Source organism: Campylobacter iguaniorum (assembly GCF_000736415.1).
Lineage (GTDB): Bacteria > Campylobacterota > Campylobacteria > Campylobacterales > Campylobacteraceae > Campylobacter > Campylobacter iguaniorum.
Genome location: NZ_CP009043.1, coordinates 1,142,621 through 1,169,396 on the forward strand (window position 1 = coordinate 1,142,621; position 26,776 = coordinate 1,169,396).

Sequence of the window (26,776 nt, forward strand, 5' to 3'; positions counted from 1 at the left end):
TAAATTTAGCTTAAATTTGGAGTTGCGTAAAAGCAACTCCGTTTGCATTATTCTACTTCTGCGTCGATGACATCATCATCTTTTTTCTTTTGTTCGCCACCGTTTTGAGCGCCACCTTGTGCATTTTGCTCTTTATACATAGCTTCAGCTAGCTTGTGACTTGCGTCGCTTAGAGCTTTTACTTTTGCGTCGATTTGCTCTTTACTAGCGTTTTCATCTTTTAACACCTCTTTTAGATCGTTTAGAGCTGCTTCGATTTTGCTTCTATCTTCAGCTGGGATTTTTTCGCCCATTTCGCTTAGAGATTTTTCTGTTTGGTGTGCTAGACTGTCTGCTGCATTTCTTGCTTCGACTGCATCTTTGCGTTTTTTGTCCTCTTCTTTATGAGCTTCAGCGTCATTTACCATTTTGTTTATCTCTTCTTCGCTAAGACCGCTTGAACCGCTAATTGTAATATTTTGCGCTTTGCCACTAGCCTTGTCTTTAGCTGAAACAGTTAAGATACCGTTTGCATCGATGTCAAATGTAACTTCGATTTGTGGTACGCCTCTTGGAGCTGGCATAATGCCCTCAAGATTGAAATTACCAAGACTTTTATTATCTCTTGCAAACTCTCTCTCGCCTTGAAGTACGTTTATAGTAACTGCACTTTGGTTGTCTTCTGCTGTTGAGAATGTTTGAGATTTTTTAGTAGGTATTGTTGTGCCTTTTTCTATAAGCTTACTCATAACTCCACCAAGAGTCTCGATACCAAGGCTAAGAGGTGTAACATCTAGTAAAAGTACATCTTTTACATCACCTTTGATAACAGCACCTTGGATAGCAGCACCGATTGCTACGACCTCATCAGGATTTACTGATTTGTTTAGCTCTTTGCCAAATGCTTTTTTGACTTCTTCTTGCACGAGCGGCACACGAGTTGAGCCGCCTACCATTACGACTTCTTTTATATCGCTTTTACTTACTCCAGCGTCTTTTACGACTTCGTTGATTTTTGTGATTGTTTCACTTACAAGTTCATCAATCATTCCTTCAAATTTAGCTCTGCTTAGAGTTTTTGTAAGGTGTTTTGGGCCAGTCGCATCAGCTGTAATGAATGGTAAATTTATAGTTGTTTCCATCGCACTTGATAGCTCTTTTTTTGCATTTTCAGCAGCTTCTTTTAGTCTTTGAAGAGCCATTACATCGCTTTTTAGATCTATTCCTGTTTCGCTTTTAAACTCACCAACCAAAAAGTCAATTAGTCTGTTATCAAAGTCATCACCACCTAAAAATGCATTACCGCCAGTTGCCAAAACCTCAACCACGCTATCGCCAGTTTCAAGCACAGTCACATCAAATGTACCACCACCAAGGTCATAAACTACGATTTTTTCAGCTTCTTTTTTATCAAGTCCATAAGCAAGAGCTGCAGCAGTTGGCTCATTTATGATACGAAGTACATTTAGTCCAGCTATCGTGCCAGCTTCTTTTGTAGCTTTTCTTTGGCTATCGTTGAAGTATGCAGGTACAGTTATGACAGCATCTACAACGCTCTCACCAAGAAACGCTTCAGCATCTTCTTTTAGCTTCATCAAAACTTTAGCTGAGATTTCTTGTGGAGTGTAAGTCTTGCCAGCTATCTCAACAGCACAAGCACCATTTCTATCAACTATATGATATGGAAGACGGCTTTTTGCCTCGCTAGCATTTTTTTCATTCATCATAAGACCCATAATTCTTTTGATAGAAAAGATTGTTTTTTCTGGGTTTGTGACAGCTTGACGTTTTGCAGTATCGCCGACTAAAATCTCGCCTTTATCAGTGAAAGCTACGACTGAAGGAGTTGTGTTTTTGCCCTCTTTATTTGGTATAACCTTGCTCTCTCCACGCTCGTAAATGCTCACGCATGAATTTGTTGTTCCTAAATCAATTCCTATTACTTTACTCATTTTTTATCCTTTTATTAAATTTTATTTTTAAATTTACTTCGCGATTACGACCATTGCGGCACGTAAAACTCTATCATTATATAGATATCCTTTTTGGTAGACCATGGCAATTTTGCCGCTTTCTACATCTGGCGTTTCTACGTAATTAATAGCGTTATGAACTTCTGGATTAAATTCTCCGTTTGTGTTTATCTCCTTGATTCCGTATTTTTCAAAGCACTTTTTAAACTGTTCTATTGTCAAATTTATCCCGTCTTTTATCTTTGCTGCGATCTCGTCATCATCGCTTTGCAAATTTGAAGCGATTTCTAAAGCATCGATTACTGGGAGCAAATCTCTAGCAAAGCCTTCGTTTGCAAATTTGAGCGCCTCTATTTTTTCACGCTCTAAACGTTTTTTGATATTTTCAAAATCAGCAGTCGCTCTAATCAAACTCTCTTTTAAAGTAGTTAGCTCATTTTGAAGCTCATCTTCTTGCTCTTTTGCCACGTCCTCTACTATTTCATTTTCTTGCATTTCTTCGTCTTTTATATTTTCATCTTTTATTTTCTCATCTTTTATATCTTGGCTCACGCTGCCTCCTTTATGCTATTTATAAATTTTTCATAATCACTATAAACGCTACCAGCACAGATCATCACTGCACTTTTGCCTTTATACAAAATATCAGTTTTAAAGCCCATATATCCAGCATCAAACACAGGAGAAAAGGCTAAATTTGATCTAAAATAATGCTCAAAAGATGGATCCAAAACGCTTTTGATACGCTCATCGCTAAACATCTCAAAGGCTACTTTTTCATTTTCTTGAAAATAAATTCTATATCTTTTAAGCTCTTTTATCTTAGCTCTAAGCTCGCTAAGACCGACTTGGATAGAAACTCTATCAAGCTCTTCAAGACTCATTCCAATTAAATTTCTTAAAAACTTTTCAACTTTTGGATTGAATTTTAAAACTATATTCTCATCGCCAAAAACAAGTATCAAAAATCTATCTGAGACGTTTAGAATTTCACTCAAAACTAGTTTCCCTGCACCAAAAATCATACAATAAAGACCAAATTCATAAACTAAATAATTCAAAAACTCAGCATTATTAATACGCAAATCTCCGTCAAATTTAAGTCTATCTTGCCAGTACATTCTCATGGTATTTGCAGTAGGGATTCTACCGCCACTTATGTGGAGCTGGGTTATGGCGCCCTCATCACTAAGCTTTTTAAAATAAACTCTGATAGTTGATGCTGGAATACTAATGCTCATACGAGTTCCAAGCTCACTTGAGCCAATTGGTTCATTTGCTTCTAAGTAAGCTTGTATGATTGATTCTAATATCAGATCTCTTTTATCAACTTTCACTTTTAGCACTCTTCCTATTCAATTGCTAAAAGAATTATACAACATTGAGCCTTTATTTGTCAAGTCTTTTAAGTAAAAAAATTAAAACATCAAATTTAAAATAATCTTACAATACAAATTTATAGTTAAAATATACAATAAACAGTATAATTAGTATTGTTTAATTTATTAAATATAAGTTATATATTGTTTTTTATATAATAAATCATATATAATATATAAATTTATGTATATTTAATAATTATTTATGTATAATTTAGCCTATGGCAGAAATAAGCGATATTTTTAATATATTACATAACGCTGTTGAAAGTAAAAATTTAGGTAAAAAGATATCTCAATCTCAAATGGCAGATAAACTTGGAGTTCCGATGAGGACGTATCAAGACTGGAAGCTTGGAATCACAAAACCACAAGCTGCATTAGCAGTTTGCAAGATGCTTTGCCAACTAGACGAGGACGAGGTGCTTTACACGCTTAAAAAATTAAAAAAGGCACTAGGAGAATGAATTGGATAGGCTGACAAACAAAGAAAGAACAGAATTAGAAAATGTTTTTGCAGTTATTTATAATGACAATAATCCCAAATTTGCAAGCTTCTACAAGCATTTTTATAAGGATTTTTACAAAGTAGTAGCGACTTTAAAGACTAAAATCGCTAAACGTATGAAACAAAAAAATGCTATTTAAATAGCTCTTTGTAGTTTTTTTTCATATATTCTACTACTTCTATGACCTCATCTACGCCTTCGCTTTTGGAGTTTTCTAGCACGTCATCAATGTTTTCTATATACAAATCGCACGCATCAAGAAGTCTATCTTTTTTCACTCCTGCGTAATACAGCATTCCTTGCATCATAAGATCTAGCTCGTAGCTCATCTCTTCTGGTGTTATCTCGTTTTCGTAATCTTTCATTGTATTTCTCCTATTTTTTATGTTCTTTTAACACCATAGTAAAACTATGGCTAAAGAACCAAATACTAAAGTCCGTTGCTTCGCAACCATTTAGCTATTTATTTTTAATTTCGTAGCAGAGCTTCTGCTTGCAGTTGCAAGTGCAACGAAGTAAAAAGCCCTGCTTTGCGACAAACTTTAAAAAAGTTTGACCAAACTAAAGCCCCATAAATGGGGTGCCCCTATTTTTATTTTTATAAACTTTTTTTGTTTATAAGATCGACTATTTGGGCTTTTATCGGCTCATAGATATAAGCATCTTTAAATCCAGCATAAAAACCACCGCTTGCATTCACATGCCCTCCACCATCGACCAACTCTTTTGCTACTTGACTTACGTCTAAATTTCCATTTGCTCTAAAACTTAGAGTTTTTTTACTTGTAATATCCAAGAAAAAGTCATAATCTGGATTTGCCACCAAAAAGTCATTGCCGATAACTGAAGTGCTACCTATATTATGAGTTAAAATCCCTTTGTGTCCTTTGTATTGTATAGTAAATTTATCTTTATTTGAGCTTAGAAGTCTGATGAGATAGGCTGAGTTTAGGTTGCTTAATGTGTCATCATCTAATAGCTTGAAAAATTCTTTTTTGATAGAGTGCATATCTTCATCTAATCTTATATGCGAATGGCTCAAGCCGATATATTTCATAAACGTATTCATCATATAAAAAATATACTCTATATGCTCGTTTTCAAACATTACCTTATTCACCTCTTTTGCTCCAGCAATAGCGCCCATACACACCTTGCCAAGCTCGAAATGTGCGTCATCTTTAAGCCAAATATCCACAGCATTTACCACATCACAATACTCTTTTAGCTTCTCGTCTTCGCCAAACATCGCACTAAAAAAATCATAAGTTATCTTAGTAGCACACCTTGAATTATCAAGATAGTACCATTTAAATTTGTTCGCACACTCAAGCCCTGTTTGGTGGTGATCTAAAAGCATAAGCTTGATCTCTTTATCTTTTATAGCATTTTCAAAACTAGCACATTGAGCTAGGCTTAAATTTAGATCAGTTATAAGTATGATAGCCTTTTCATCACCTATTTGATTTAGAATGATGTTAAATTTGTCCTCTATCTCTTTTCCATAATTTGAGTTATAAAATTTGACATTTTTCATATAAAAACTACTAACAAATTGACACGAATATCCATCCAAATCAGTATGACTAAGATGATAAATTTTCATAATTTTTCCTTTAAATTTCTGGTATTTCGATGATACCTTGTGTTTCAAACTCTGTATTTGGCGCTATCTCAGCGAAGCTAAGCACAACTATATCTATAGCAAAGTTTTGAACGATATTTGCTATAAATTTTCTAAGACTTGGCTCAACGCAAAGCAGCATAGGACCTTGCTCACTTATACTTCTGTTTGCTCTTTTGTCCCTTAAAGCACTTACTATAGCTGAAGTTTGAGCCACGTTTATCATCAGATGATAGTTGCCGTCTTTGTAATTTAAGCTATCGACTAGCTTTTGCTGAACGCTTGCGTCAAATATATAGAAGTTTAGTTGCCCTTTTTCATTGACATAAAGCGCAGTTATGACGCGGCTAAGAGCGGCTCTGACGTGCTCGATTATCATATCAAGATTTTTACTCACCTCAGCCACGTCGCCGATAGCCTCAAGTATGCTTAGCATATCTTTGATAGGGATATTGTCTTTTAAAAGTGCTTTTAGAACTTTTTGTATTAGGCCCACGCCAGCCACTTTCAAGGTGTCTTCTACGACAACTGGATAATCAGATTTTAGCTTATCAAGTATATTTTGAACCTCTTGTCTTGTTAGAAGCTCACTTGAGTTTTGTTTGATAAGCTCACTCATGTGAGTGCTTATCACACTTGCTGGATCGACTACTGTATATCCGCTAAGTATAGCATCTTCTTTTACATTTGCATCTACCCAAAGTGCATCTAGCCCAAATGCTGGCTCTTTAGTCGCAATGCCCTCTATATCATTACTCACATATCCACTATCCATAGCTAAAAACTTATCAGCATAAATCACACCTTGACCTATCACGACGCCTTTTAGCTTAAATCTATACTCATTTGGTGGTAATTGTAAATTATCTCTTATACGAATTTTTGGCATCAAAAATCCCAAAATTCCAGCTATATTTCTTCTCATAGCACGGATTCGCTCTATAAGGTCGCTATCAGCTAGCTTTAAAAGCCCATATCCGAGGTCAAGCTCCAAAATTTCAAGTTTTAGTATATCATCTATCTTGACTTGCTCTTCTTTTGCGATCTCTTCTTCGCTTTTTTTAGCTGGTTTTGGGGCTGCTTGCTCGCCATTTGCTCCAGCTCCTTGTTTTTTGGCTGGTTTTTTACCATCTTTTGGCGAACTAAGATCCAAAACCCCCTCTTCGGTTTGCTTCATTATATATCCAATTCCCAAAAATAGCACAGCCATAAAGCCCAAAGAAAAAGTCGGAAGCCCCGGAACTAAAGCAAAAATAAACAATATAAATCCAACTATCAAAAGCGTTTTATACTCTCCAAGAAGCTGAGTTACGACGCCTTCTGCGAAATTATCTTCATCTTTGCTAGCTCTTGTGATGATTATCGCAGTTGCAGTTGATGTGATAAGACCCGGGATTTGGCTCACCAAACCATCGCCGATAGTAAGGATTGTGTAGGCTTTTGCAGCTTCTCCCATATCCAAATCGTGTTGAAAAGCACCAATCAAAAATCCGCCGATTATATTTATGATAGTGATGATGATACCAGCGACTGCGTCACCTTTGATAAATTTAGACGAACCGTCCATCGCACCATAAAAGTTTGCCTCAGCTATGATCTCTTGACGTCTTGATCTTGCTGTTTGCTCATCGATGAGTCCAGCGTTTAGATCGGCGTCTATTGCCATTTGTTTTCCTGGCATCGCATCAAGAGTAAATCTAGCTTGAACCTCGCTCACGCGTGTTGAGCCCTTTGTCACGACCATAAAATTTATAAGTACCAAAATACAAAATACAATTATACCTATTACGTAGTTTCCACCCACGACAAACTGTCCGAAACTAGCGATGATCTCGCTCACAGCTTCAGGGCCGTTGTGTCCTTCGCTAAGAATCATACGAGTTGTAGCTATGTTTAAAGATAGCCTAAAAAGCGTAACGATAAGAATCAAAGTAGGAAAAGTGCTAAGATCTGTTGGCTTTGGTATATAAATAGAAATAAGTATGATAAGCACAGATATAGATAGCGACAAAGCTAGGAAAAAGTCCAGCACCGGACTTGGCAGCGGGACAATAATAATAGCTAGTATCGCGATGATAACAAAAACAACAGTTAGCCCTTTAGCCTTTACAAATGGTGCTAAAAAAGGAGCAACCATTGTTAAAATGTTGCGTTTTTCCAAATTTACTTCTTGATAATGTCAGCTAAGGTTATATCATCTAAAAAGTCATCAACCTTGCGTTGCAAAGTATTAAACATAGGCCACATCTTGCATATATTGCCTTTGTTGCTAGGACAATCTCCCCTATCATTGCTACACTCAAAAACATAAGCCTTTCTTTTTTCAGCGCTTTCCAGGATTCTTCTTATGCTTATGTTTGATGGTTTATCTGCTAAAACAAATCCACCGTTTGCACCTTTAAATGAATTTAAAATGCCCTCTTTTGCTAAATTTTGTAGAATTTTGGCTAAAAAACTTTTTGAAATTTGAAGTTCATTTGACATAGTATCAACGTCTTTTGGCGAATTGCTATGAGATAAAAATATAAGCGACAATAGAGCGTATTCACTAGCCTTAGTAAATAACATATGCTCTCCTTAAAAATTAATTCTATAATTCTACCCAATTTTATTTTAATTTTGACTAAGATTGTCTTATTTTATTTTGGACTGCGATGATTAAGCTTTGTTTTGGCTAATCTTGGCTATAATCAGCGCTCAATTTTAAAAATACCGCTCAGGAGGTCAAAAATGGCTTTAGATTCGGCTAAAAAAGCAGAAATAGTTGCGAAATTCGCTAGAAAAAGTGGAGATACAGGTTCTCCAGAAGTTCAAGTAGCTCTTCTTACTACAAGAATCGCTGAACTTACTGAACACTTAAAAATCAACAAAAAAGATTTCAGCTCTCGCTTAGGTCTTCTTAAACTAGTTGGTAGAAGAAAAAGACTTTTAAAATACCTAAAAGCAAATAACTACGAGTCATTTACAAAACTTGTAAGCACTCTTGGACTAAGAGATAAATAATCAAAAGCCCTTTTTAGGGCTTTACCTATGACTAAGCATTCTTTAAATTTCCCACAAAACAAACCATTTATCGCTCTTATCAGCTATGACAAACCAGAAGAAAATATCATCTGCAGTCTTGAAGATATAGCTAAATTTGGCATTAAATTTGAGCTAAATAAAACTGGCAAACTAGCCCCAAACTATGAATTACACAAATTCCCAATATCTTTTGAAGAGTATAAAAGTAAATTTGATCGCGTCATAAACGAGCAAAAAAATGGCAATAGCTACCTTTTGAATTTATGCTTTAAAACCAAAATCCAAACAAATCTGAGTTTGGAGCAAATTTATGAGTATTCATCAGCCAAAGCAGTAATCTACAAAAAAGACGATTTCGTCTGCTTCAGTCCTGAGCCGTTTGTATTCATTGAAGATGGATTTATCCATACTTTTCCTATGAAAGGCACTATAGACGCGAGTTTACCAAACGCAAAAGAGCTACTTTTAAATGACGCAAAAGAGCTTAGCGAGCAAGCCATGATGACTGATCTTATGCGAAATGACCTATCAATGGTAGCAACAGAAGTGAGAGTGGAGAAATTCAGATACATCTCAAAAGTCAAAAATCTATACCAAACAAGCTCACATATAAGCGGAAAATTAAATCCAGGTTTAAGCCTTAGCGAGATTTTTACTAAAATTTTGCCAGCTGGAAGCATAAGCGGAACGCCCAAAATCCAGACTTGCAATATCATAAAAGAGTGCGAAAATGAGCCACGCGGATTTTATACTGGGGTTTTTATATATTTTGACGGGGTAATTTGCCAAAGTTTTGTTATGATACGGTTTGTCAAAAAGCAAAGAGATGAGCTATATTTTTTTAGTGGTGGTGGGATAACAGCGATGAGTGATGCGAAAAAGGAGTATGAAGAGCTTGGAAACAAAGTCTATTTTCCTTTTTGAGACGATAAAAATCGTCAATTTTGAGCCGCTAAATTTGGATTTTCACATCGATAGAGCTGTAAATTCCACAAGTCAAAAGCTTAAATTTGACTTCAAAAGCATTTTAAAATCACCATTAAATGGGCTTGTGAGAGCAAAAGTAGTTTTTGAAATAAATGGAAATTTACATAGCGTGGAATATTTTGCGTATAAAATGCGTGATTTTTACGAGTTTAAACTAACCAAAATAGATTTTGACTACTCTAAAAAATACCTTGATAGAGGCAACATAGAGAAAATAACGCCACAAAATAGCGAAATAGTCATGCTAAAAAATGACTTGGTAACCGATACAAGCATAGCAAATATAGCTATTTTTGATGAAATTTCTGGCTCGTGGATAACGCCAAAAATCCCACTTCTTAAAGGCACCACTAGAGCAAGACTGCTTCAAAATGGCTTTTTAAAGGAGGCAAATATCACAAAAGATATGCTTTTAAAGGCTAAAAGATTTGCCATAATGAACGCAATGATTGGTTTTTATGAGCTAAAAAGCTTCAAATTTAGCTAAAAGCTAGCTCATCAAATTTGATTATCTCAAATTTAAACTCGTCATTTAGCTTTAGCAAAAGCCTATCTGGATTTACCAAAATCCCAGTCTTTGCAGCTTTTAAAAGTGGCAGATCATTTATACTATCGCTGTAAAAAACGCTTTTCTTAAGCTCTCCACCACTTAAAATCTCTTTGATTCGTTCCACTTTGCCATCTCTAAAAGCAGGAACGCCCTCCATAAATCCACTATAAACGCCGTTTTTGATCTGACTATTTGTCGCGACAAACTCCTCAATACCCAAAAACCCGCAAATCGCCCCCACGATAAAATCATTCGTCGCAGAAATAACAATAGCCCGACTGCCATTTCGCCTAATCAGATCCAAAGCACCTTTATAGACAACTGGGCGGATTTTCAGCTCTACAAATTTAGCCAAAAGCGGCTTCAATTCATCCACGCTCTTGCCCTTTACCACGCTTAAAAAGTGCCTTTGATACTCATCCATATCAAGAATGCCCTTAGCATAATCATCTTCGTACTTTTCTTGAGCTTTTACAAACTCACTTCCCACAAGCCCCTGCTCGCACAAAAAATCCATCCAAAGCTTGGCACTATCTTCTTTTATAAGCGTTTTGTCAAGATCATATAGATAAATCATCTAGCTCCTTTATCATTTCTTTGTGAATTGTCAAAAACACACTATCGCCGATATTATACAATGAATTTAAAGAATAATTTAGTGTATCGATCTTTAGTTCCACACCTTTTACTATGACAAAGTAGCGAATGACATTTCCTAAAAACATTTTTTCTTTGATAAGAGCTTCTATCGAGCCATATTTTGCTATTTCTATGGTTTCTGGTCTGATTGCCACGTCTGTTTTGAAACTATGTTCTATTAAATTTGAAAGCGCCTCTGGCGAGAGTATATTATAACTTCCTATAAAACTAGCTACAAATTTATTTTTTGGTTTGAGATACAACTCCAAAGCGTCGCTATTTTGGGCTATTTTGCCATTTTCCATAAGTATTATTCTATCACTCATCGCTAGGGCTTCTTCTTGATCGTGAGTTACAAATATAGTCGTTAAGTTCATCTTTTTGGTGATTAGTTTTATCTGTCCTCTTAGATGTTTTCTTATCTTTGCATCAAGAGCAGAAAGTGGCTCATCAAGCAAAAGTATACTTGGCTTAGTCACAAGTGATCTTGCTAGTGCCACTCTTTGGGCTTGACCGCCACTGAGATTATGCGGATAGCTTTTTATCTCTTTTTCAAGTCCAACTATCTCAAGCATTTTTTTAACTCTTTTTTCTATATCTTTTTTATCTAAATTTTTGATTTTTAATCCATAAGCAATATTCTCATAAACGTTTAAATTTGGAAATAAAGCGTAATTTTGAAAAACCATACCGATATTTCGCTTTTTGATGCTAACTTTTGTTATGTCTTTGTCATCTAAGATTATTTTCCCACTTTGTGGATCGCTAAGCCCACAAATACATCTTAAAAGCGTGGATTTGCCACATCCTGAAGGGCCTAAAAGTGTAACTAGCTCGCCTTTTTTCGCACTAAAGTTTATATCATCAAATACTAGTTTATCTTTGTATGATTTTTTTAAATTTTTAATTTGTAAATATGACATTTTATCCCTTTTTTCTATGGCTTATGTATGAGCTTATAAAATTTGCTATAAATATCAAAAGCAAATAACTAACAATAGCCGCACTTGAGACGTGACCGCTTTTGTTTTTGATATTATAAAGATATACTTGAAGAGTTTCAAACTGCGTGCCTACAAGTATATTGGCATACAAAAACTCACCTATCAAAAATGAAAACGACAAAAAAATAGATATAAGCAAAGCATCTTTTAAATTTGGAATTATCACTCTAAAAATAGCTCTAAATATTCCATTTCCAAGAATATAGTTTGAATATACTATCTCTTTTAAATTTAGGGCTGCAATATTGTTATCAATGCTTCTATATATAAAAGGCGTCGCGATACATACATAACAGCCTATAAGGATGTACGGCGTCCCGCTTATCGTATCACTATATAGGTTCAAAAGCCCGACGCTAAGCACAATAGGAGCAATAGCAAATGGCAAAATCGATATGAAACTCATCAGATTTTTTAAATTTAAAAAGTAAAAATTCGCACAAAATACCACTGGAAATATAACTATAATAGCCAAAAATATTGAAGCAAAACAGACTAAAAGTGAGTTAAAAAGAGCCTCAAAAAATCTAACATCGCCTAAAAGCTCTTTGTAATGAGCTAAGCTAAAGCCATCAGGCAAGATATTTGATGACCAGCTCGATGAAAAAGAGTAGATCAAAGTAGCCACCATAGGCAAAACTATGATACAAAACAGCACTGAAACGACGCTATAATGATAAATTTGGGATATTTTATTCATTTTTGCCTCTTGTAATTAAATAAATTTGATACGCAAAATAGTGTCAAAGACACAACTAGCATTAAGCAAAATAGCATAACACTAAGCGCACTAGCAAGATATGGATTTAGGCTTATATCTCCTGCGATGAGTGAGGCGATACGCACTGGAATGACATTAAAGTTTCCACTACTAAGAGCGTAAATCGTGGCGTAAGCTCCGATTGCGTTTGCAAATAAAACTATAAAAACTCCAATGATTGGTGGCATCATAATGGGCAAAGCCACTTTAAACCAGTAAGTCGCTCTGCTAGCTCCAAGTATATCACTAGAATCGCTACTTCCTTGATCTAGCGTGTGAAACGCAGGATATAAAAGCAAAATCGCAAGTGGAATTTGGAAATAAATATAAACCAAATTTATCCCAACGCTACCATAAATATCTATCATAAAATCTATTCCCAAATCCCTAAAAAGCAAATTTATAGCGCCATTTGCACCCATTAAAATAATAAATGCAAAAGCTAGTGGAACTCCTGAAAAGTTGCTTGTCATGGTATTGAGCGATAAAAACATATTTCCAAAATGCGAAGCTTGGATTTTATAAAGCGAATACGAACCAAACAATGAAATAATCAGTGCTATAAAACTAGAAATAAAACTTATATAAAATGAGTTTAAAAAACTCTGCATAAAAAATCTACTCTCAAATATCTCTCTATAATTATAAAATCCAAAATCCCCGTCTTCACTAACAAAACTATTTATCAAAATCCAAATAAAAGGAGCTACAATAAACATAAAAAATATGATAAAAAATGGAAGCAGAAATATAGTTGCAATTATCTTTTCTCTATTCATTTTAGAAGCTCTTTGTTAAAATTTTTACCTTGTTTTACACCTAAAAGCTCGCAAACCAAACCACAAATCTCGCTTTGTTCCACTTTAGCTTTACTAAGGCTAAATTTATCCCCAAAAACAAAAAACGCCACATCTCTTTCTATATCCAAATTGCCACCATGTGTCATATCATCATTCATGCCATGATCGCTTGTGATTATCACGCTAATGCCCTCTTCTAGCCACTTTAATACTAGAGATGACAAAATAATATCAACTCCCCTAGCTGCATTTCTATACTCTTTGCTATTGTGACCAAATTTATGACCAATATCATCGATATTCATGGAGTGAAAAAGCGTAAAATCAAGATCAAATTTGACCCTCAAACACTCTCCGTCACTAAATAAATGGCTATCATTGTAGTCATCTTCATAGTAAAACACGCCATAAGGTATATTTAAATCTTGCTCGTTTATGATTATTCTATCTTTTACTCTATCAAATACAGTCTTATTATACAGTTCACTCACCCAGTAATACGCAGCCGCACCAGCCTTGAGTCCAGCTGATTTGGCATATTCAAATATGCTTTTAGAACTACTAAAAGGCTTTGAATAGTTGTTTAAAATACCGCTAATTGCTGGTTTGACACCTGTTAATATACACTCATAAAGCGGCCTAGAAATAGAAGGAAGCTCACATTTTATCTTATAAACCTTGCCGATATTCTCATCGCAAAGCGCCCCCAGTCCTCCCATGCACTCTTTTGCCACGCTATATTCCAAACCATCTAATATGACCAAAACTACCTTTGACATTCCATTGCCTTATTTCATATTGATAATTACGTTTTCTTGCCAAAGTCTTGGAAGTTTTTTCGCAGTTTTTTCCCACTCTTGTGGATTTTTTATAGGTTTAGCATTTTTATACTCACTCTCAGGAATGAGCTTGTCTTTTACATCTTGTGGAAAATCTATATAAGCACTTCTTATAGGTCTTGCATAGCCTTTTGCTAAATTTATCTGACCTTCATTAGAAAATATATACTCTCTAGCAAGCTTTGCTGCATTTGGGTTTTTAGCATATTTGTTTATGATGGTTGTATAGCCGCTCATTATTGAGCCATCTTGTGGGATGATGACAGAGTATCTATCTTTGCCTACCTTATCTCTATAGTTAAGTGCGTTAAAATCCCAAATCACAGCTACATCGATTTCGCCTTTTTCTAAGTTTGCGATGCTAGGATCTACCATAGCTAGGCGTCCTTGTTTTGCCAAATCTCCAAAGAAATTTAAAGCTGGTTTTAAGTCTTTTTCATCTCCGCCAAGAGCGTAATTCGCAGCTAAAACTCCGCTAACTGCTTGAGCTGCTACGCTTACATCGCCGACTGTGACTTTATACGTTCCATTTTTTAGATCGCTCCAAGTTTTAGGCGGATTTTTTACTGTTTGATTGTTGATTATAAAAGATATGGTTCCAGTATATGCAAGCATCCAGTGGCCGTCTTTGTCTTTTGCCCACTGAGGCACTTCATCCCAGTAGCTAGTCTTAAATGGCTCGCTAACGCCCTCTTTCATAGCTATGGGTCCAAAGCTTTGTCCTACATCTCCGATGTCTGCAGTAGCGTTTTTCTTCTCAGCTTTAAATTTAGCTATCTCTTGAGCTGAGCTCATATCAGTATCGCTGTGTTTTAACGAATATAATCTAGATAGATCGTTCCAAGTGTCTTTCCAGTTTGCCCAGCTATCAGGCATTCCGACGCTATTTACCACGCCCTCTTTTTTAGCAGCTTCTATCAAATTTGGATCAATATTAGCTGCGTTTAACGCATTAAAGCAAATAGCCGTACAAAGAAAAGTTTTTAATAATCTCATTTTGTCTCCTTAAAAATTTGGCAAATTGTAAATTTTTTTGGAAACAAAACGATTACAAGTTATATTTATGATTTATTTAAACGCCACAAAAGTAGTGAAATTCGCCCATTTAAAGATGGTTTCAACACTTTTAAAACCAGCTTTTAAGCAAAGCTCTTTATTTTCGTTTTCGGTGTATGGGATCAGCACATTTTCTAAAGCTTGACGCTTTTGAGATATTTCAAATTTAGAATAACCTTGATTTGATTTGTAATTTTCATATATTTTTATCATCTCATTTGTGAGCTTTTTGTCCTCAAAAACAAGCTTTTCGCTAAATACAAAAACGCCATTTGGATTTAAATTTGCAAAGATTTTTGCTACGAACTCTTCTCTTTTTATCGGTCTGATGAATTGCAAAGTGTAATTAAGTAGCACGCAATCGCTCTTAGAAAAATCGCATTTTAGGATATCTGCGACGTCTAAGCTTAGATTTGCACCATACGCTAAGGCTTTGTTTTTGGCTGTTTTTATCATAGGCTCACTACTATCAACACCGTGCAAATCAAGGTCATTTCTAAGTGAAAAAAGCTTCAAAAGCGTGGTCGCAGTCGAGCAGCCAAGATCAAAAACTCTTGCATTTTGCCCTAAAGATAGTGCCAAATATTCGCACACTAAAGCTTGCACCTCTGCGTAAAATGGCACTGAGCGACTCACCATATCATCAAAGACACTTACCACGCTCTCATCGAACTCAAACTGCTTTTTAACAGGCTCTTTGAAGACCTCATCTCTCACAATATATCCCTTGAATGTATGAAATCGTCTTTCAAGCTTAGATCGCAGACTTTGGCGACATTTCTTGCTATAAGCATATCTTTTGTGATTTGCTCTTTTAAAAGCTCAAGTGAGTCAAATTTGATATTATCGCGAATTCGCTCGATAAAACAGACCCTAACATCATCAAATTTGCCACTAAGTTTAGCATCTAAAATATGGCTTTCTACGCTAAATTTGGCGTCCGTGCTAAGCCTACAACCTATAAAAGTAATTGAGCTATAAGTCACGTCGCCTATTTTCGTCCGTGTCGCATAAACGCCGTCTTTTGGGAGTAAATACGGATCAACGACTAAATTTAAAGTAGGATAAATCTTGTCTTTACCTATGCCTTGACCCTCCACGACTTTGCCTTTTATGCTGTATTCACGCCCCAAAAGGCGGTTTACTCTATAAATATCTCCATCTCTGATAAAACGCCTTATGGCTGAGCTATGCACGCCAAGTCCATCGAAGCTAAACTCATCGACAAACACAACTTCCCCACAAAATAGATTTTTCAAGTCGTGTTTATCCCAAGCTCTATCTTTGCCAAATTTAAAATCATACCCGACTACTATTCGTTTTAGGTTTGGGAACTCGCCAGTCAAAAGCTCTAAAAACTCATCGCCTCTAAGCTCACTAATATCTTTAAGATTATAATAAAAACAAGGCACGCCAGCGTATTCTTCTCTTCTATCTCCTGGCGTGATACAGGCTTTTGAGCTATCAATTACGACCAAAGCTCCGTTATTTCCAAGCTTTTTTATCAGCTCTTTGTGACCTTTATGAATACCATCAAAATGCCCTATGGCGATGGCTTCTATCTCATTTTTTTGTGTAGTAGTAGAAGATTTCAAGATTTCCCTCCTTGCCTGGTATTACGGACTCTTTGCTGGCTTTTAGCTCCCAGCCAAAGCTGGTACAAGCAGATTCAAATTTAGCCATAGCTAGTTTGATTTGCTTAGTGTCTTTGACGACGCCTTTTGAATTGCGTTTGGCGTTTTTGCCAACTTCGAATTGCGGTTTAAAAAGTATGATTATATCTTTTTTGGCTAGTTTGTCTATATGCTCTAAAATTTGCACCACAGATATGAAGCTCACATCGACGCTTATTAGATCAAATTTGCCAGCCTTAAACTCCCTAATATCAGTGTTTTCTTGTATTATAATACGTTTATCATCTCTTAAATTTGAGCTGAGTTGAGCTGTCCCTACGTCAAGCGCTGTGACGCTTTTCACGCCATTTTCAAGCAAAATTTGCACAAATCCACCAGTGCTTGAGCCAATATCAAGAGCATTTAAACCGCTAAAATCATACTCTAAATCGTTCAAAAATCCCTTTAATTTCAAGGCTGCCCTACTGACATAAATAGTCTCATCGACGCTAAAATTTGGCTCATCGACTTCAAGGCTTGGCTTATCTATGATAGCGCCATTTAGGCTTACCTTTCTTGCTTTTATCAGCTCGCTTGCCTTATTTCTGCTGATATTTAGTGAGTTTGCAAGTGCTAAGTCGGCTCTCATTTTAATGCCTCGTATTCTTGCTCGTTTATGGTTTTTACTCCAAGACTTAGAGCTTTTTCTAGCTTACTTCCAGCCTCATCGCCATACAGTACATAATCGCTCTTAGATGAGACTGAGCCGCTCACCTTTGCTCCAAAGCTCTCAAGCTCGGCTTTTATCTCATCTCTTGGGCGAGAAAGTGTGCCAGTGATGACAAATGTTTTGCCAGAAAATGCGTTTTGCGTGGTTTTTATTTCTACTATTTTTGGAGTTATGAAGCCAAGAAGCTCTTTAATTTTGTCTAAATTTACTCTCATAAACTCAAGATAGCTAAGCGCCATTGCTTCGCCAAATCCGTCTAAGCTAATTAACTCTTCAAAGCTTAGCTCTAGCCAATTATCTGGGTAAGCTATGGCTATTTTTTTAGCCGCAACTTCGCCGATATGCTCTATTCCAAGAGAGGTTATGAAACGCTCCAAATTTGGGGTTTTAGATAGCTCGATTGCGTTTAGCAAATTTGATATTTTTTTGGTTTTAAACCCTTCAATCCCCATAAAACTAAGCTCATCAAGCCTGTAAATATCAGCGATATTTTGCACTATTCCACGCTCATACAAAAGCTCAACTATAGCCTCACCTAGCCCATCTATATTCATACATTTTTTTGACGTAAAATAGATAATTGAGCTTACGACTCTTGCTTTACAGCTTAGATTTTGACACTTGATAAAAACACCCTCATCAAGTAGCTCACTACCACACTGCGGGCAGTTTGTCGGGCGACTTATAGGAGTTTGGCTTCCATCTCTACGCTCAGCAAAAACCCCAGTAATCTTAGGTATCACATCGCCGCTTCTGATGATTGTAACCAAATCATTCTTCATCAAACCAAGCCTATTTATCTCATCAAAATTATGCAAAGTCACGTTTTTGACAAAGGCTCCGTCGATATTTACCCCATCAAGCAAGCCCACAGGAGTCACCACACCAGTGCGACCAACTTGCAAAACAATATCAATTAATCTAGCAGTTTTCTCTATGGCTGGGAATTTATAAGCCACCATAAATTTAGGAAACTTCACAGTATATCCAAGCGAGTTTGCCCTGCTTAAATCATTTACCCGAATAACCATTCCATCTATTAAAATAGGCTTTTCATCTCTTTTGCTTACAAGCTCTTTATAAGCATTTCTAAGCTCATCAACGCTAGAGCAAATTTTGCAAAACTCATCTCTCAAAAACCCAAGACTACGCACGAAATCCATCACTTCAGAATGCTTAGCAAACTCAAGTGAGTTCTCACCAACACCCCATGGATAGAATTTAAGTTTTCGCTGTTTTACCACGCTATTATCAAGCTGTCTAAGGCTCCCCGCTGCTGCATTTCTTGGATTGGCAAGTGGTGGCTCACCACTCGCAGCTCTTATGGCGTTTATGGATTCAAAATCACTTTTTTCTATGACGACCTCGCCACGGATTTCGATTCTGCCTAGATATGAGATTTGAAGCGGGATTGAGTTTATGACTAGAGCGTTGTTTGTCACATCTTCGCCTATGCTTCCATCGCCTCTTGTCGCGGCTTTTATTAGTTTGCCATTTTCGTAAAGCAAATTTAGGCTCGCCCCGTCAAATTTAGGCTCAGCAAAAAACTCTCCACTCTTGTCTCCGTGCCCTATCCATGCTAGAAGCTCATCGTCGCTAAAAATATCTTCCATCGACCACATTTTGGCTAAATGCGTGGATTTTTTGAACTCATCAAGCACCGCTCCGCCAACTCTATTTGTAGGAGAATAGCTAAGCTTCAAACTTGGATTTTGCTCTTCAAACTGCTCTACTTGCCTGTAAAGCTCATCATATTCAGCGTCACTTGCGATAGGCTTATCGTCTGTGTAGTATGCTTTTGCCCATAAATTTAGGCTAGTGATAGCTTTTTCATATTCAATTTTATCCATTAAAACTCCAAATTCGCATAAGCCTGCGCCATATCAAACATCTGCTTATGCGCCAATACATCGTGCGTTCTGATGATACTTGCTCCATTTTCAAAGGCTTTGAGATGAAGATATAAACTCCCTGCTAGCCTATCGCTCACATCGCTTGGACTATAAGCATTTATCACGCTTTTTCTACTCGCACCCACAAAAAGCGGATACCCAAAATGCAAAAAATGCTCCAAATGCTTAATCAAAATCATATTGTCCCTAGCAGTTTTGCCAAATCCAATTCCAGGATCAAGCCAGATATCTTTTTGTCCAAGAGTATCCAAAATCTCAAGTTTTCGCTCAAAAAACTCATCGACAATCCCCAAAATATCACTATCTTTGACACCAACTTGCATGGTTTGTGGATCGCCATTTTTATGCATTAGACAATAGCTTGCGCCGTACTGCTTAGCAAGAGTTGCCAAGGAGCAATCCCCGCTTATATCATTAACCATGCTAAAACCACGCTCCAAAGCGTATCTAAGGCATTTTTCATCAAAGCTATCAAGGCTAAATTTAACCCTTTTTGTAAAGCCGTTTTGCTCTATTATATCAACGACTGGTTTTACTCTTTCAAACTCAACTTCGCTGCCAACATAAATGCTTCCAGGACGTGAGCTAACCATTCCAATATCGATAAAATCAGCACCGTCATTTATCATTTTTTCTATTTTTGAAGCGCACTCATCAGCAGTGGTTCTGCTTGCTGGATTGAAGCTATCTGTGTTGAAGTTCAAAACGCCCATTATAAGTGATTTGGCTGGTTTTTTGAAATCTTTTGAGATAAATTTAGCCAAATCTTTTAGCCCAAAATCTTGCAAAAGCTCCTTTTTAGTCAGCAAATTTATCTGCTTTTGGTTTGCAATAAGAAGTGCGTTTTCGCTCTCCAAGCCACCAAAAACGCTATCTTTTGAGCATACAAGCTCAGCCCCCAAGCTCAAGGCATCTTGTTTTAGGATATTTGCAGCAACTCTTTTGATATCTTTTATGTAAAAAAAGTGCAAACTAGACTTATTTTTCATAATTTTAAGCCCAGCAATTTGCGGCTTTATGGTGGAGCAAATTTCGTCAAATCCACTACTTGCATCTATTTTGAAAATTTTCATTTTGACCTTTGCATAATGAGTAATAAAAGTGGTGTCAAAGCTGGAGCGGCTTTGGTGTTTAGATCTACAAGTCTGTAAAGTTTGTAAAAATACTCATAATCTTCTTCTTTGAATTTGACTCCGACTTCTATCGCTTCGCAGACTATGGATTTGACTAAATTTAAAAGCTCGTTTTTGCTTAGGCTTTCGGTTTTTTCAAGGTTTGATTGCTCTTCTATAAAGTTATATATATCTTTTAAATTTAATCTTTTTAAATTTAACTCCAAAGCCATTCTCGGGGTCTCTTTTTTCCTAATTTCAATCATAAGCCTTGAGCGAATGGTGGGAAGAAGCAGATTTTTTGACTTGGCGACTATAATAAATGTAATGTTTCTTGGCGGCTCTTCTAGGATTTTTAGCAAGGCATTTTGCGGATCTATGCCAAATTTCAAAGCCATTACAACGATGATTTTCTCCCTGCTTTCAGCGATATAAGCTTCATTTATGACCTCTTTTGCATTTTCAATCAAAAAGCTTTCATACTCAAAAATCCTGACGAAATTTGGGTCATTAAAGCCTATAATATCTTGTTTAACACTCTCAAAATCATCGCTGATTATAATCTTACTATGCAAAATTTGCCTTATATTTTTACTTTGCCAAAGAGTACTGCATCTATACTTTTGTTAAATAACCTAAACAAAGAAAGCAGCTTGATGTCGAGCATATCGTCATTTGAGCTTAGATAAAAGCTGTTTTGTGCTTGCTCATCAAAAAGCCACATATAGCTATCGTCTTTGCCTTTTGCTATAGCTGAGATTTTTGAGCTTGATTTTCCAACATAAAAATAGACAAAACCGTTTGGAAATGCGATGCTTAGCATATCTTCAAGCAAGCTTATCTCTTCTTTGGAGTTTATCTCGCCCAAAGATGGGTAAAGTGATTTGAGCGATACAAAAGGAAGTATCGGTCTGGCATTGTCTTTGCGGTTTATATTTCGCAAAAAGTAGCTCTCGAACCACTCCCTTTCTTCGTCACAAATCACTATAAAAGTAACGCCATCAAGCAGATATTTTATCCTAGAAGTAAGAAGCGGAACCCACTCCACTCTTCTTTCTTCCATCCAGCTCATAAGCGAGCCTTCATCTCTGATAGCGTCTAAAGTCCATTTTATAAGTTCGCTCATTAGATATCTAACTCATAAGCTTTATGTAGTGCTCTTACAGCTAGTTCGCCGTATTTTGCAGCTACTATCATAGAGATTTTTATCTCGCTAGTTGAGATCATTTGGATATTTATGCCCTCATTTGCTAGAGTTGAAAACGCTAAACTAGCTACGCCACTATGGCTTTTCATACCTACACCAACTACGCTTACTTTTACGACGTCGCTATCTATCTCTACTGATTTTGCAGTGCCCTCTACTACGCTTCTAGCTGCTTCCATTTCGTTTTGTGGGACTGTAAATCCAAGGCTAGTAGTGCCGTCCTCATGGCTTGTATTTTGGATAATCATATCTACGTTTATGTTTTTTTCAGCAAGTTTTTTAAATATAGAAGCCGCAACACCTGGTCTATCTACAACCCCACGCAATGTAACTCTTGCTTGGTTTTTGTCTAGTGCGATGCCACTTATTAATGCTTGTTCCATATTATTTTCCATATTTGCCTCTCCTGTTATCAATGTTCCTTCGTTATTGTTAAAACTGCTTCTTGTTACTAAATTTACGTTTAATTTTTTTGCAAGCTCAACGCTTCTGTTTTGCAATACTTTTGCACCCATACTCGCAAGCTCTAGCATCTCATCATAGCTTATGCGGTCTAGTTTTTTAGCTTTTGGCTCGATTCTTGGATCAGTTGTATAGACTCCGTCCACATCGGTGTAAATCTCGCACACATCAGCACTAAGCGCGCCAGCTACTGCAACTGCGCTTAGGTCGCTTCCACCACGCCCCAAAGTAGTCACAAAACCATCTTCGCTCACGCCTTGAAAACCAGCTACAACTACGATTTTGCCAGAGTCTAGCTCATTTCTCATATTTGTGCTATCTATATTTATGATTCTAGCTTTTGTGTGTGAATCATCTGTAACTATGCCAGCAGCTCTTCCGCTCATAGAAATAGCTGGGTAGCCTTTTTCATTTAGAGCAATAGCTAAAAGTGCGCTTGTCACTCTCTCTCCAGCACTTAGAAGCATATCCATATCTTTGCTGCACGGAGCTTCTTTTGTGAAATATTCGGCATATTCAATAAGTTTATTTGTCACACCGCTCATAGCTGAAACTACGACGACAACGTCATTTCCGGCTTTTTTAGTTTCTATAACCCTTTTTGCGACTTCTTCTATTCTCTCAAGCGTTCCCACGCTTGTTCCGCCGTATTTTTGAACTACAAGCATTAAATAAATCCTTCCTCTTTAAAATATTTCAAAACTTTATTGTAAACAGCTTTTTTAAAGTGATTTACACTAGCTAAGACTTCTTCTTGTTTTATAAACCTATAATCATTAAATTCAGGGTGCTTTGTATTTAGATTAATCTTAGCTTTTGGCTTTAATCTAACCAAAAAATACTTCTGAATTTGCCCGTCATATGGCGACATTTTTTTAGCTATATTTTCAGGAAAATCATAGCTAAGCCATTCTGGATGCTCGCAAAGTATCTCTACGCTATTTGTGCCTATCTCTTCTTCTAATTCTCTTAAAAGTGCTTGTTTAGGAACCTCTCCTTTGTCGATTCCACCTTGTGGAAACTGCCAAGCTCCGTGTATATCATAGCGTTGAGCTATAAAAATTCTACACTCAAGAGGATAAGAAGGAGAGAGTATCACTGCAGCCACATTTGGTCTATAGTTTTTTTCTTTCTCCATTTTTAATCCTAATTTTTAGCAAAAATGCTACCCTAAAAGCGTTTAAAGTTTAATAAATAACAGCTTTTTAAGATATTTTTTTATACAATTTTTGTCTTAAAAATCAAATTTAAAGCTCCTGAAATTTTGTAGAAAGGTTTTTTTGCAAGTATATATACATATTCCATTTTGTGAGTCAAAATGCCCGTATTGCGCGTTTGGGTCGCATAGTGATAAATTTAAACAGACAAAAAGCTATTTTCAAGCTTTGCAAAAAGAGATAGCCACTAGCTTGCAAAAAGTAGAAAAAATCAGCACAGTTTTTATCGGTGGCGGAACTCCAAGTAGCGTTGGGGGTGAGTTTTATGAAGAGATTTTTGCTCTTTTAAGCTCAAAACTAGCCAAAAATGCTGAGATAAGCTGCGAAGCAAATCCAAACTCAGCCAATCAAAAATGGCTTGAAAATATGCGTAAATTTGGGGTAAATAGAATAAGTTTTGGGGTGCAAAGTTTTGATGAAAAAAAGCTCAAAATGCTTGGGCGTATTCACTCCAAACAAACCGCCATAAATGCCCTAAATTTAGCCAAAGAAGTTGGATTTAAAAATATAAATTTAGACATCATGTATGGCACTAAACTAGACACCAAAAAACTGCTCGAAAGTGAGCTAAAAATCATATCAAATTTGAAAATAAATCACATCTCAGCATATTCGTTGATGCTTGAAGATAACACGCCTTTTGAGGCTAAATTTGAACTAAAAAAAGATAGCCCCAGCTTGGCTAAATTCCTTATAAACTCACTTGAAAGCTTAGGTTTTAAGCAGTATGAAATCTCAAATTTTGGCAAGCCATGCAAGCATAATCTTGGCTATTGGAGCGGGAAAGATTATCTTGGATTTGGTGCTTATAGCGTGGGGACACTGGGAAATCAAAGATTTTACTCACCATCAAATTTAGATGAATATATCGCAAATCCATTGCAAAAAAGAGTAGAAAATCTAAGCAAAAATGATAGAATTTGTGAGTATATATTTTTAGGACTTAGAAGCAAAGTCGGCGTAAAACTTGCAAATTTAAACAATGAGCAGCTAGAAAAAGTGCAAATTTTGCTAAAATCAAAAAAAATATATCAAAAAAATGGACGAATTTTTAACACAAATTTCTTACTTAGCGACGAAATTTCTCTATTTTTAACCTAGTAATTAGTAAAATCATTGTAAAATGAACAAAATTTTTGACAGGAAAATATATGTTTGGAATGAGTTTTCCAGAAATCATCATTATAGCAGTTGTTGCTGTTATTTTTTTGGGTCCAGATAAGTTGCCAGATGCCATGGTAAAAATAGCTAAATTTTTCAAGGTATTCAAACAGACCGTAAACAGTGCAAAAAGCACATTTGAGCAAGAAGTCAAGATAGCAGAACTCAAAGAAGATGCGAAAAAATATAAAGAAAATTTCACCGAAGCTGCTGGAGCCGTTCGCAAAAAGCTTACTTTTGAAGAGCTTGACGAGCTTAAAAACACAGTCGCAAGCACAAAAGATGGCTTTAATGAGAGCTTAAATAGCCTAAAAGACGAGCTAAACATCATCAAAGATCCGCTAAATTCTCTAAATAGCGAAGTTGAGTTTGACCATACGCCAAAACAAGCTCAAACCATAGCTCAAACTACGCCAGCTACGCAACCAAATGCAAATTTAGAAACTAAAAAAGAGGCATAATGTTTGAAGATTTAAGACCGCATTTAATAGAACTAAGAAAAAGACTAGTCATAAGCGTAATAGCCGTCATTGTGTGTTTTATCATCTGTTTTAACTTTTGGAATCCATTGCTTGCCTACATGACCGCGCCTTTAAAAGCAGTTTTGCCATCTGGCAGCAACATCATCTTTACACAAGTCGCTGAGCCATTTTTTACTGCGATGAAAGTTGCGTTTTTTGCTGGACTTATGATATCTTTGCCAGTTATTTTTTGGCAATTTTGGCTATTTGTGGCTCCTGGACTTTATGACAATGAGAAAAAATACGTAATACCTTTTGTTCTTAGCGCTACTGTTATGTTCTTAGCTGGAGCTGCGTTTTGTTATTATTTTGTCGTTCCTGTCGGGTTTCACTTTCTTATCACATTTGGTGGAGAGCTGTTTCAAGCCCTGCCAAGCATAGGCGATTATGTAGGTTTTTTTACTAAGCTTGTCGTTGCTTTTGGTATTAGTTTTGAGCTTCCTGTTGTGACATTTTTCTTAGCTAAGCTTGGAATGGTTGATGATAAGGCGTTAAAAGGATTTTTTAGATACGCAATCGTTGCTATTTTTATCTTTGCAGCTATTATGACGCCTCCAGATATTTTAAGTCAGTTTATGCTAGCAGTTCCTTTGATCGCACTTTATGGGCTTTCAATACTCATAGCAAAAATGGTAAATCCAGCTCCAAAAGACGATGATGAAGACGACGAAGAAGAGAGCCAAGAGAGCAAAGATGAATAGCATTTTTGATATTTCTAGCTATGATTATGAGCTTCCAAAAGAGCTTATAGCAAACGCTCCAACATTGCCAAAAGAAGATGCTAGGCTTCTTGTATATGATAGAAAAAACGATAAAATCTCTCATCTTAAATTTAAAAATCTAAGTGAAATTTTGCCACCTTGCGATATTATATTTAACGATACAAAGGTTGTCAAAGCTAGGATTTTTGGTAAAAAAGATAGTGGCGCAAGCATAGAGCTACTTCTAAACTCGCCATTAAATGATAATAAATTTAGCTGCTATATCAGAGGCAAGGTAAGAGAGCAGACAAGGCTATATTTCGATGATTTAGAAGCAGAGGTTTTAGAGCTTTTTGAAGATGGAAGCAGGATAGTTAAATTTAGCCAAAATCAAAAAGAGCTTTGCGTGAGCGAACTCTACGAAATCTTGGAGCATATCGGTCACGTTCCACTGCCACCATACATCAAAAGAGCCGACCAAAAAGAAGATGAAAGCTGGTATCAAAGCATATTTGCCAAAAATCAAGGCGCAGTCGCCGCTCCAACTGCTAGTTTGCATTTTGATGAAAAGATCCTAAACGAGCTAAAGCAAAATCATAATATTTCATATATCACGCTCCACGTTGGCGCTGGGACGTTTAAAGGCGTGGAGGCTAGCGATATAAGAGAGCATAAAATGCATAGTGAGTTTTATGATATCCCTAACTTGGCAGCAGATTTGATAAGCAGCAACAAGCCTATTTTAGGCGTTGGGACGACTGTGACTAGAAGCGTTGAATACTTTGCTAGGACTAAGCAAAAAAGCGGATTTTGCAATCTGTTTTTAAATCCAGATAACAGACCAATACGCCAAAACTATCTACTTACAAATTTTCACCTACCGAAATCAACGCTAATAATGCTAGTAGCTAGCTTTATAGGGCTTGAAAAAACAATGGAACTTTATAAAATAGCAGTAGAAAACAGATATAAATTCTACTCTTACGGCGATGGAATGCTAATAATCTAGGAGAAAG

Annotated in this window: 31 protein-coding genes; 9 read left to right on the top strand and 22 right to left on the bottom strand. The window is 36.4% G+C overall.

Going from position 1 to position 26,776, the window contains the following annotated elements; genetic code table 11:
• Positions 1-47: 47 nt before the first annotated feature.
• Genes dnaK through CIG1485E_RS05700 form a run of 3 tightly spaced genes read right to left on the bottom strand, consistent with a single transcriptional unit; the run spans position 48 to position 3,289 of the window.
• A complete protein-coding gene (dnaK, locus tag CIG1485E_RS05690) occupies positions 48-1,931 on the bottom strand; it encodes a molecular chaperone DnaK (RefSeq protein WP_038454551.1) in 1,884 nt (627 codons plus the stop codon).
• Between the two features lie 33 nt (positions 1,932-1,964).
• Positions 1,965-2,447 carry a nucleotide exchange factor GrpE gene (locus CIG1485E_RS05695; RefSeq protein ID WP_081867165.1) on the bottom strand — a complete coding sequence of 161 codons (483 nt, stop codon included), beginning with the start codon at positions 2,445-2,447 and terminating at the stop codon, positions 1,965-1,967.
• 53 nt (positions 2,448-2,500) lie between these two features.
• The gene (locus CIG1485E_RS05700; RefSeq protein WP_038455648.1) at positions 2,501-3,289 is read right to left on the bottom strand and encodes an HrcA family transcriptional regulator; all 789 of its coding nucleotides are present in this window, start codon (positions 3,287-3,289) and stop codon (positions 2,501-2,503) included.
• A gap of 263 nt (positions 3,290-3,552) precedes the next feature.
• Here CIG1485E_RS05700 and CIG1485E_RS05705 point away from each other — a divergent pair, with 263 nt between their 5' ends.
• Together CIG1485E_RS05705 and CIG1485E_RS05710 are read left to right on the top strand one after the other, a co-directional pair.
• The gene (locus CIG1485E_RS05705) at positions 3,553-3,798 is read left to right on the top strand and encodes a helix-turn-helix domain-containing protein (protein WP_038454553.1); all 246 of its coding nucleotides are present in this window, start codon (positions 3,553-3,555) and stop codon (positions 3,796-3,798) included.
• Position 3,799: 1 nt separating this feature from the next.
• Entirely contained in the window at positions 3,800-3,979 is a 180-nt protein-coding gene (locus CIG1485E_RS05710; protein WP_038454554.1) for a hypothetical protein, read from the top strand.
• Here CIG1485E_RS05710 and CIG1485E_RS05715 read toward each other — a convergent pair.
• The 4 genes from CIG1485E_RS05715 to CIG1485E_RS05730 form a co-directional block, all read right to left on the bottom strand.
• Positions 3,972-4,205, bottom strand: a complete 234-nt coding sequence (locus CIG1485E_RS05715) for a hypothetical protein (protein WP_038454555.1) — start codon at positions 4,203-4,205, stop codon at positions 3,972-3,974. The genes CIG1485E_RS05710 and CIG1485E_RS05715 overlap by 8 nt on opposite strands.
• 233 nt (positions 4,206-4,438) lie before the next feature.
• The gene (locus CIG1485E_RS05720) at positions 4,439-5,446 is read right to left on the bottom strand and encodes a DHH family phosphoesterase (RefSeq protein ID WP_038454556.1); all 1,008 of its coding nucleotides are present in this window, start codon (positions 5,444-5,446) and stop codon (positions 4,439-4,441) included.
• A 10-nt stretch (positions 5,447-5,456) separates the two neighbouring features.
• Positions 5,457-7,601 (bottom strand): flagellar biosynthesis protein FlhA, encoded by a 2,145-nt coding sequence (gene flhA, locus CIG1485E_RS05725; protein ID WP_038455650.1) that lies wholly within the window; start codon positions 7,599-7,601, stop codon positions 5,457-5,459.
• Positions 7,602-7,627: 26 nt separating this feature from the next.
• Positions 7,628-8,032: an RrF2 family transcriptional regulator gene (locus tag CIG1485E_RS05730; RefSeq protein ID WP_038454557.1), complete on the bottom strand. Its 405-nt coding sequence runs from the start codon at positions 8,030-8,032 to the stop codon at positions 7,628-7,630.
• Positions 8,033-8,194: 162 nt separating this feature from the next.
• On the opposite strand from CIG1485E_RS05730, the gene rpsO reads away from it, so the two are divergent.
• Genes rpsO through CIG1485E_RS05745 form a run of 3 tightly spaced genes read left to right on the top strand, consistent with a single transcriptional unit; the run spans position 8,195 to position 9,962 of the window.
• Positions 8,195-8,467 (top strand): 30S ribosomal protein S15, encoded by a 273-nt coding sequence (gene rpsO, locus CIG1485E_RS05735; RefSeq protein WP_038454558.1) that lies wholly within the window; start codon positions 8,195-8,197, stop codon positions 8,465-8,467.
• 27 nt (positions 8,468-8,494) lie between these two features.
• Positions 8,495-9,412 (top strand): aminodeoxychorismate synthase component I, encoded by a 918-nt coding sequence (locus CIG1485E_RS05740; protein WP_038454559.1) that lies wholly within the window; start codon positions 8,495-8,497, stop codon positions 9,410-9,412.
• The gene (locus CIG1485E_RS05745) at positions 9,375-9,962 is read left to right on the top strand and encodes an aminotransferase class IV (protein ID WP_038454560.1); all 588 of its coding nucleotides are present in this window, start codon (positions 9,375-9,377) and stop codon (positions 9,960-9,962) included. Before CIG1485E_RS05740 ends, CIG1485E_RS05745 begins: the two co-directional genes overlap by 38 nt.
• Here CIG1485E_RS05745 and CIG1485E_RS05750 read toward each other — a convergent pair.
• The 15 genes from CIG1485E_RS05750 to CIG1485E_RS05820 all read right to left on the bottom strand — a co-directional run bounded on the left by CIG1485E_RS05750 (position 9,955) and on the right by CIG1485E_RS05820 (position 23,298).
• Positions 9,955-10,602 carry an HAD family hydrolase gene (locus tag CIG1485E_RS05750; protein WP_038454561.1) on the bottom strand — a complete coding sequence of 216 codons (648 nt, stop codon included), beginning with the start codon at positions 10,600-10,602 and terminating at the stop codon, positions 9,955-9,957. The two genes, CIG1485E_RS05745 and CIG1485E_RS05750, sit on opposite strands and share 8 nt — an antisense overlap.
• Positions 10,586-11,587 (bottom strand): ABC transporter ATP-binding protein, encoded by a 1,002-nt coding sequence (locus tag CIG1485E_RS05755; RefSeq protein WP_038454562.1) that lies wholly within the window; start codon positions 11,585-11,587, stop codon positions 10,586-10,588. The genes CIG1485E_RS05750 and CIG1485E_RS05755 overlap by 17 nt, the downstream gene beginning before the upstream one ends.
• 1 nt (position 11,588) lies before the next feature.
• Positions 11,589-12,368, bottom strand: coding sequence for an ABC transporter permease (locus CIG1485E_RS05760; RefSeq protein WP_038454563.1), 780 nt, complete (start codon positions 12,366-12,368; stop codon positions 11,589-11,591).
• A complete protein-coding gene (locus tag CIG1485E_RS05765; protein ID WP_038454564.1) occupies positions 12,365-13,207 on the bottom strand; it encodes an ABC transporter permease in 843 nt (280 codons plus the stop codon). The genes CIG1485E_RS05760 and CIG1485E_RS05765 overlap by 4 nt, the downstream gene beginning before the upstream one ends.
• Positions 13,204-14,007, bottom strand: a complete 804-nt coding sequence (locus CIG1485E_RS05770) for an alkaline phosphatase family protein (protein ID WP_038454565.1) — start codon at positions 14,005-14,007, stop codon at positions 13,204-13,206. Before CIG1485E_RS05770 ends, CIG1485E_RS05765 begins: the two co-directional genes overlap by 4 nt.
• A 9-nt stretch (positions 14,008-14,016) precedes the next feature.
• On the bottom strand, positions 14,017-15,063 hold the full coding sequence (locus CIG1485E_RS05775; RefSeq protein ID WP_038454566.1) for an ABC transporter substrate-binding protein: 1,047 nt from the start codon (positions 15,061-15,063) through the stop codon (positions 14,017-14,019).
• Positions 15,064-15,135: 72 nt separating this feature from the next.
• The gene (gene cmoA / locus CIG1485E_RS05780; protein ID WP_038454567.1) at positions 15,136-15,840 is read right to left on the bottom strand and encodes a carboxy-S-adenosyl-L-methionine synthase CmoA; all 705 of its coding nucleotides are present in this window, start codon (positions 15,838-15,840) and stop codon (positions 15,136-15,138) included.
• Positions 15,837-16,721, bottom strand: a complete 885-nt coding sequence (locus CIG1485E_RS05785) for a bifunctional riboflavin kinase/FAD synthetase (RefSeq protein WP_038454568.1) — start codon at positions 16,719-16,721, stop codon at positions 15,837-15,839. The genes cmoA and CIG1485E_RS05785 overlap by 4 nt, the downstream gene beginning before the upstream one ends.
• Positions 16,687-17,385, bottom strand: coding sequence for a 23S rRNA (cytidine-2'-O)-methyltransferase TlyA (gene tlyA, locus CIG1485E_RS05790; protein WP_038454569.1), 699 nt, complete (start codon positions 17,383-17,385; stop codon positions 16,687-16,689). The genes CIG1485E_RS05785 and tlyA overlap by 35 nt, the downstream gene beginning before the upstream one ends.
• Positions 17,382-19,316 (bottom strand): NAD-dependent DNA ligase LigA, encoded by a 1,935-nt coding sequence (gene ligA / locus CIG1485E_RS05795; protein ID WP_038454570.1) that lies wholly within the window; start codon positions 19,314-19,316, stop codon positions 17,382-17,384. The genes tlyA and ligA overlap by 4 nt, the downstream gene beginning before the upstream one ends.
• A complete protein-coding gene (gene folP / locus CIG1485E_RS05800) occupies positions 19,316-20,452 on the bottom strand; it encodes a dihydropteroate synthase (protein WP_038454571.1) in 1,137 nt (378 codons plus the stop codon). The genes ligA and folP overlap by 1 nt, the downstream gene beginning before the upstream one ends.
• Positions 20,449-21,066 carry a DNA polymerase III subunit delta' gene (locus tag CIG1485E_RS05805; protein WP_038454572.1) on the bottom strand — a complete coding sequence of 206 codons (618 nt, stop codon included), beginning with the start codon at positions 21,064-21,066 and terminating at the stop codon, positions 20,449-20,451. The genes folP and CIG1485E_RS05805 overlap by 4 nt, the downstream gene beginning before the upstream one ends.
• An 8-nt stretch (positions 21,067-21,074) precedes the next feature.
• Positions 21,075-21,617 carry a HobA family DNA replication regulator gene (locus tag CIG1485E_RS05810; RefSeq protein ID WP_038454573.1) on the bottom strand — a complete coding sequence of 181 codons (543 nt, stop codon included), beginning with the start codon at positions 21,615-21,617 and terminating at the stop codon, positions 21,075-21,077.
• Complete coding sequence (locus CIG1485E_RS05815; RefSeq protein ID WP_038454574.1) at positions 21,617-22,828, bottom strand: aspartate kinase; 1,212 nt, start codon at positions 22,826-22,828, stop codon at positions 21,617-21,619. The genes CIG1485E_RS05810 and CIG1485E_RS05815 overlap by 1 nt, the downstream gene beginning before the upstream one ends.
• On the bottom strand, positions 22,828-23,298 hold the full coding sequence (locus tag CIG1485E_RS05820) for an RNA pyrophosphohydrolase (protein ID WP_038454575.1): 471 nt from the start codon (positions 23,296-23,298) through the stop codon (positions 22,828-22,830). Before CIG1485E_RS05820 ends, CIG1485E_RS05815 begins: the two co-directional genes overlap by 1 nt.
• 142 nt (positions 23,299-23,440) lie before the next feature.
• Here CIG1485E_RS05820 and hemW point away from each other — a divergent pair, with 142 nt between their 5' ends.
• Genes hemW through queA form a run of 4 tightly spaced genes read left to right on the top strand, consistent with a single transcriptional unit; the run spans position 23,441 to position 26,769 of the window.
• Positions 23,441-24,478, top strand: a complete 1,038-nt coding sequence (gene hemW, locus CIG1485E_RS05825) for a radical SAM family heme chaperone HemW (protein WP_038454576.1) — start codon at positions 23,441-23,443, stop codon at positions 24,476-24,478.
• 50 nt (positions 24,479-24,528) lie between these two features.
• Entirely contained in the window at positions 24,529-24,999 is a 471-nt protein-coding gene (gene tatB, locus CIG1485E_RS05830) for a Sec-independent protein translocase protein TatB (protein ID WP_038454577.1), read from the top strand.
• A complete protein-coding gene (tatC, locus tag CIG1485E_RS05835; RefSeq protein WP_038454578.1) occupies positions 24,999-25,760 on the top strand; it encodes a twin-arginine translocase subunit TatC in 762 nt (253 codons plus the stop codon). The genes tatB and tatC overlap by 1 nt, the downstream gene beginning before the upstream one ends.
• Positions 25,753-26,769: a tRNA preQ1(34) S-adenosylmethionine ribosyltransferase-isomerase QueA gene (gene queA, locus CIG1485E_RS05840; protein ID WP_038454579.1), complete on the top strand. Its 1,017-nt coding sequence runs from the start codon at positions 25,753-25,755 to the stop codon at positions 26,767-26,769. Before tatC ends, queA begins: the two co-directional genes overlap by 8 nt.
• Positions 26,770-26,776: the final 7 nt, after the last annotated feature.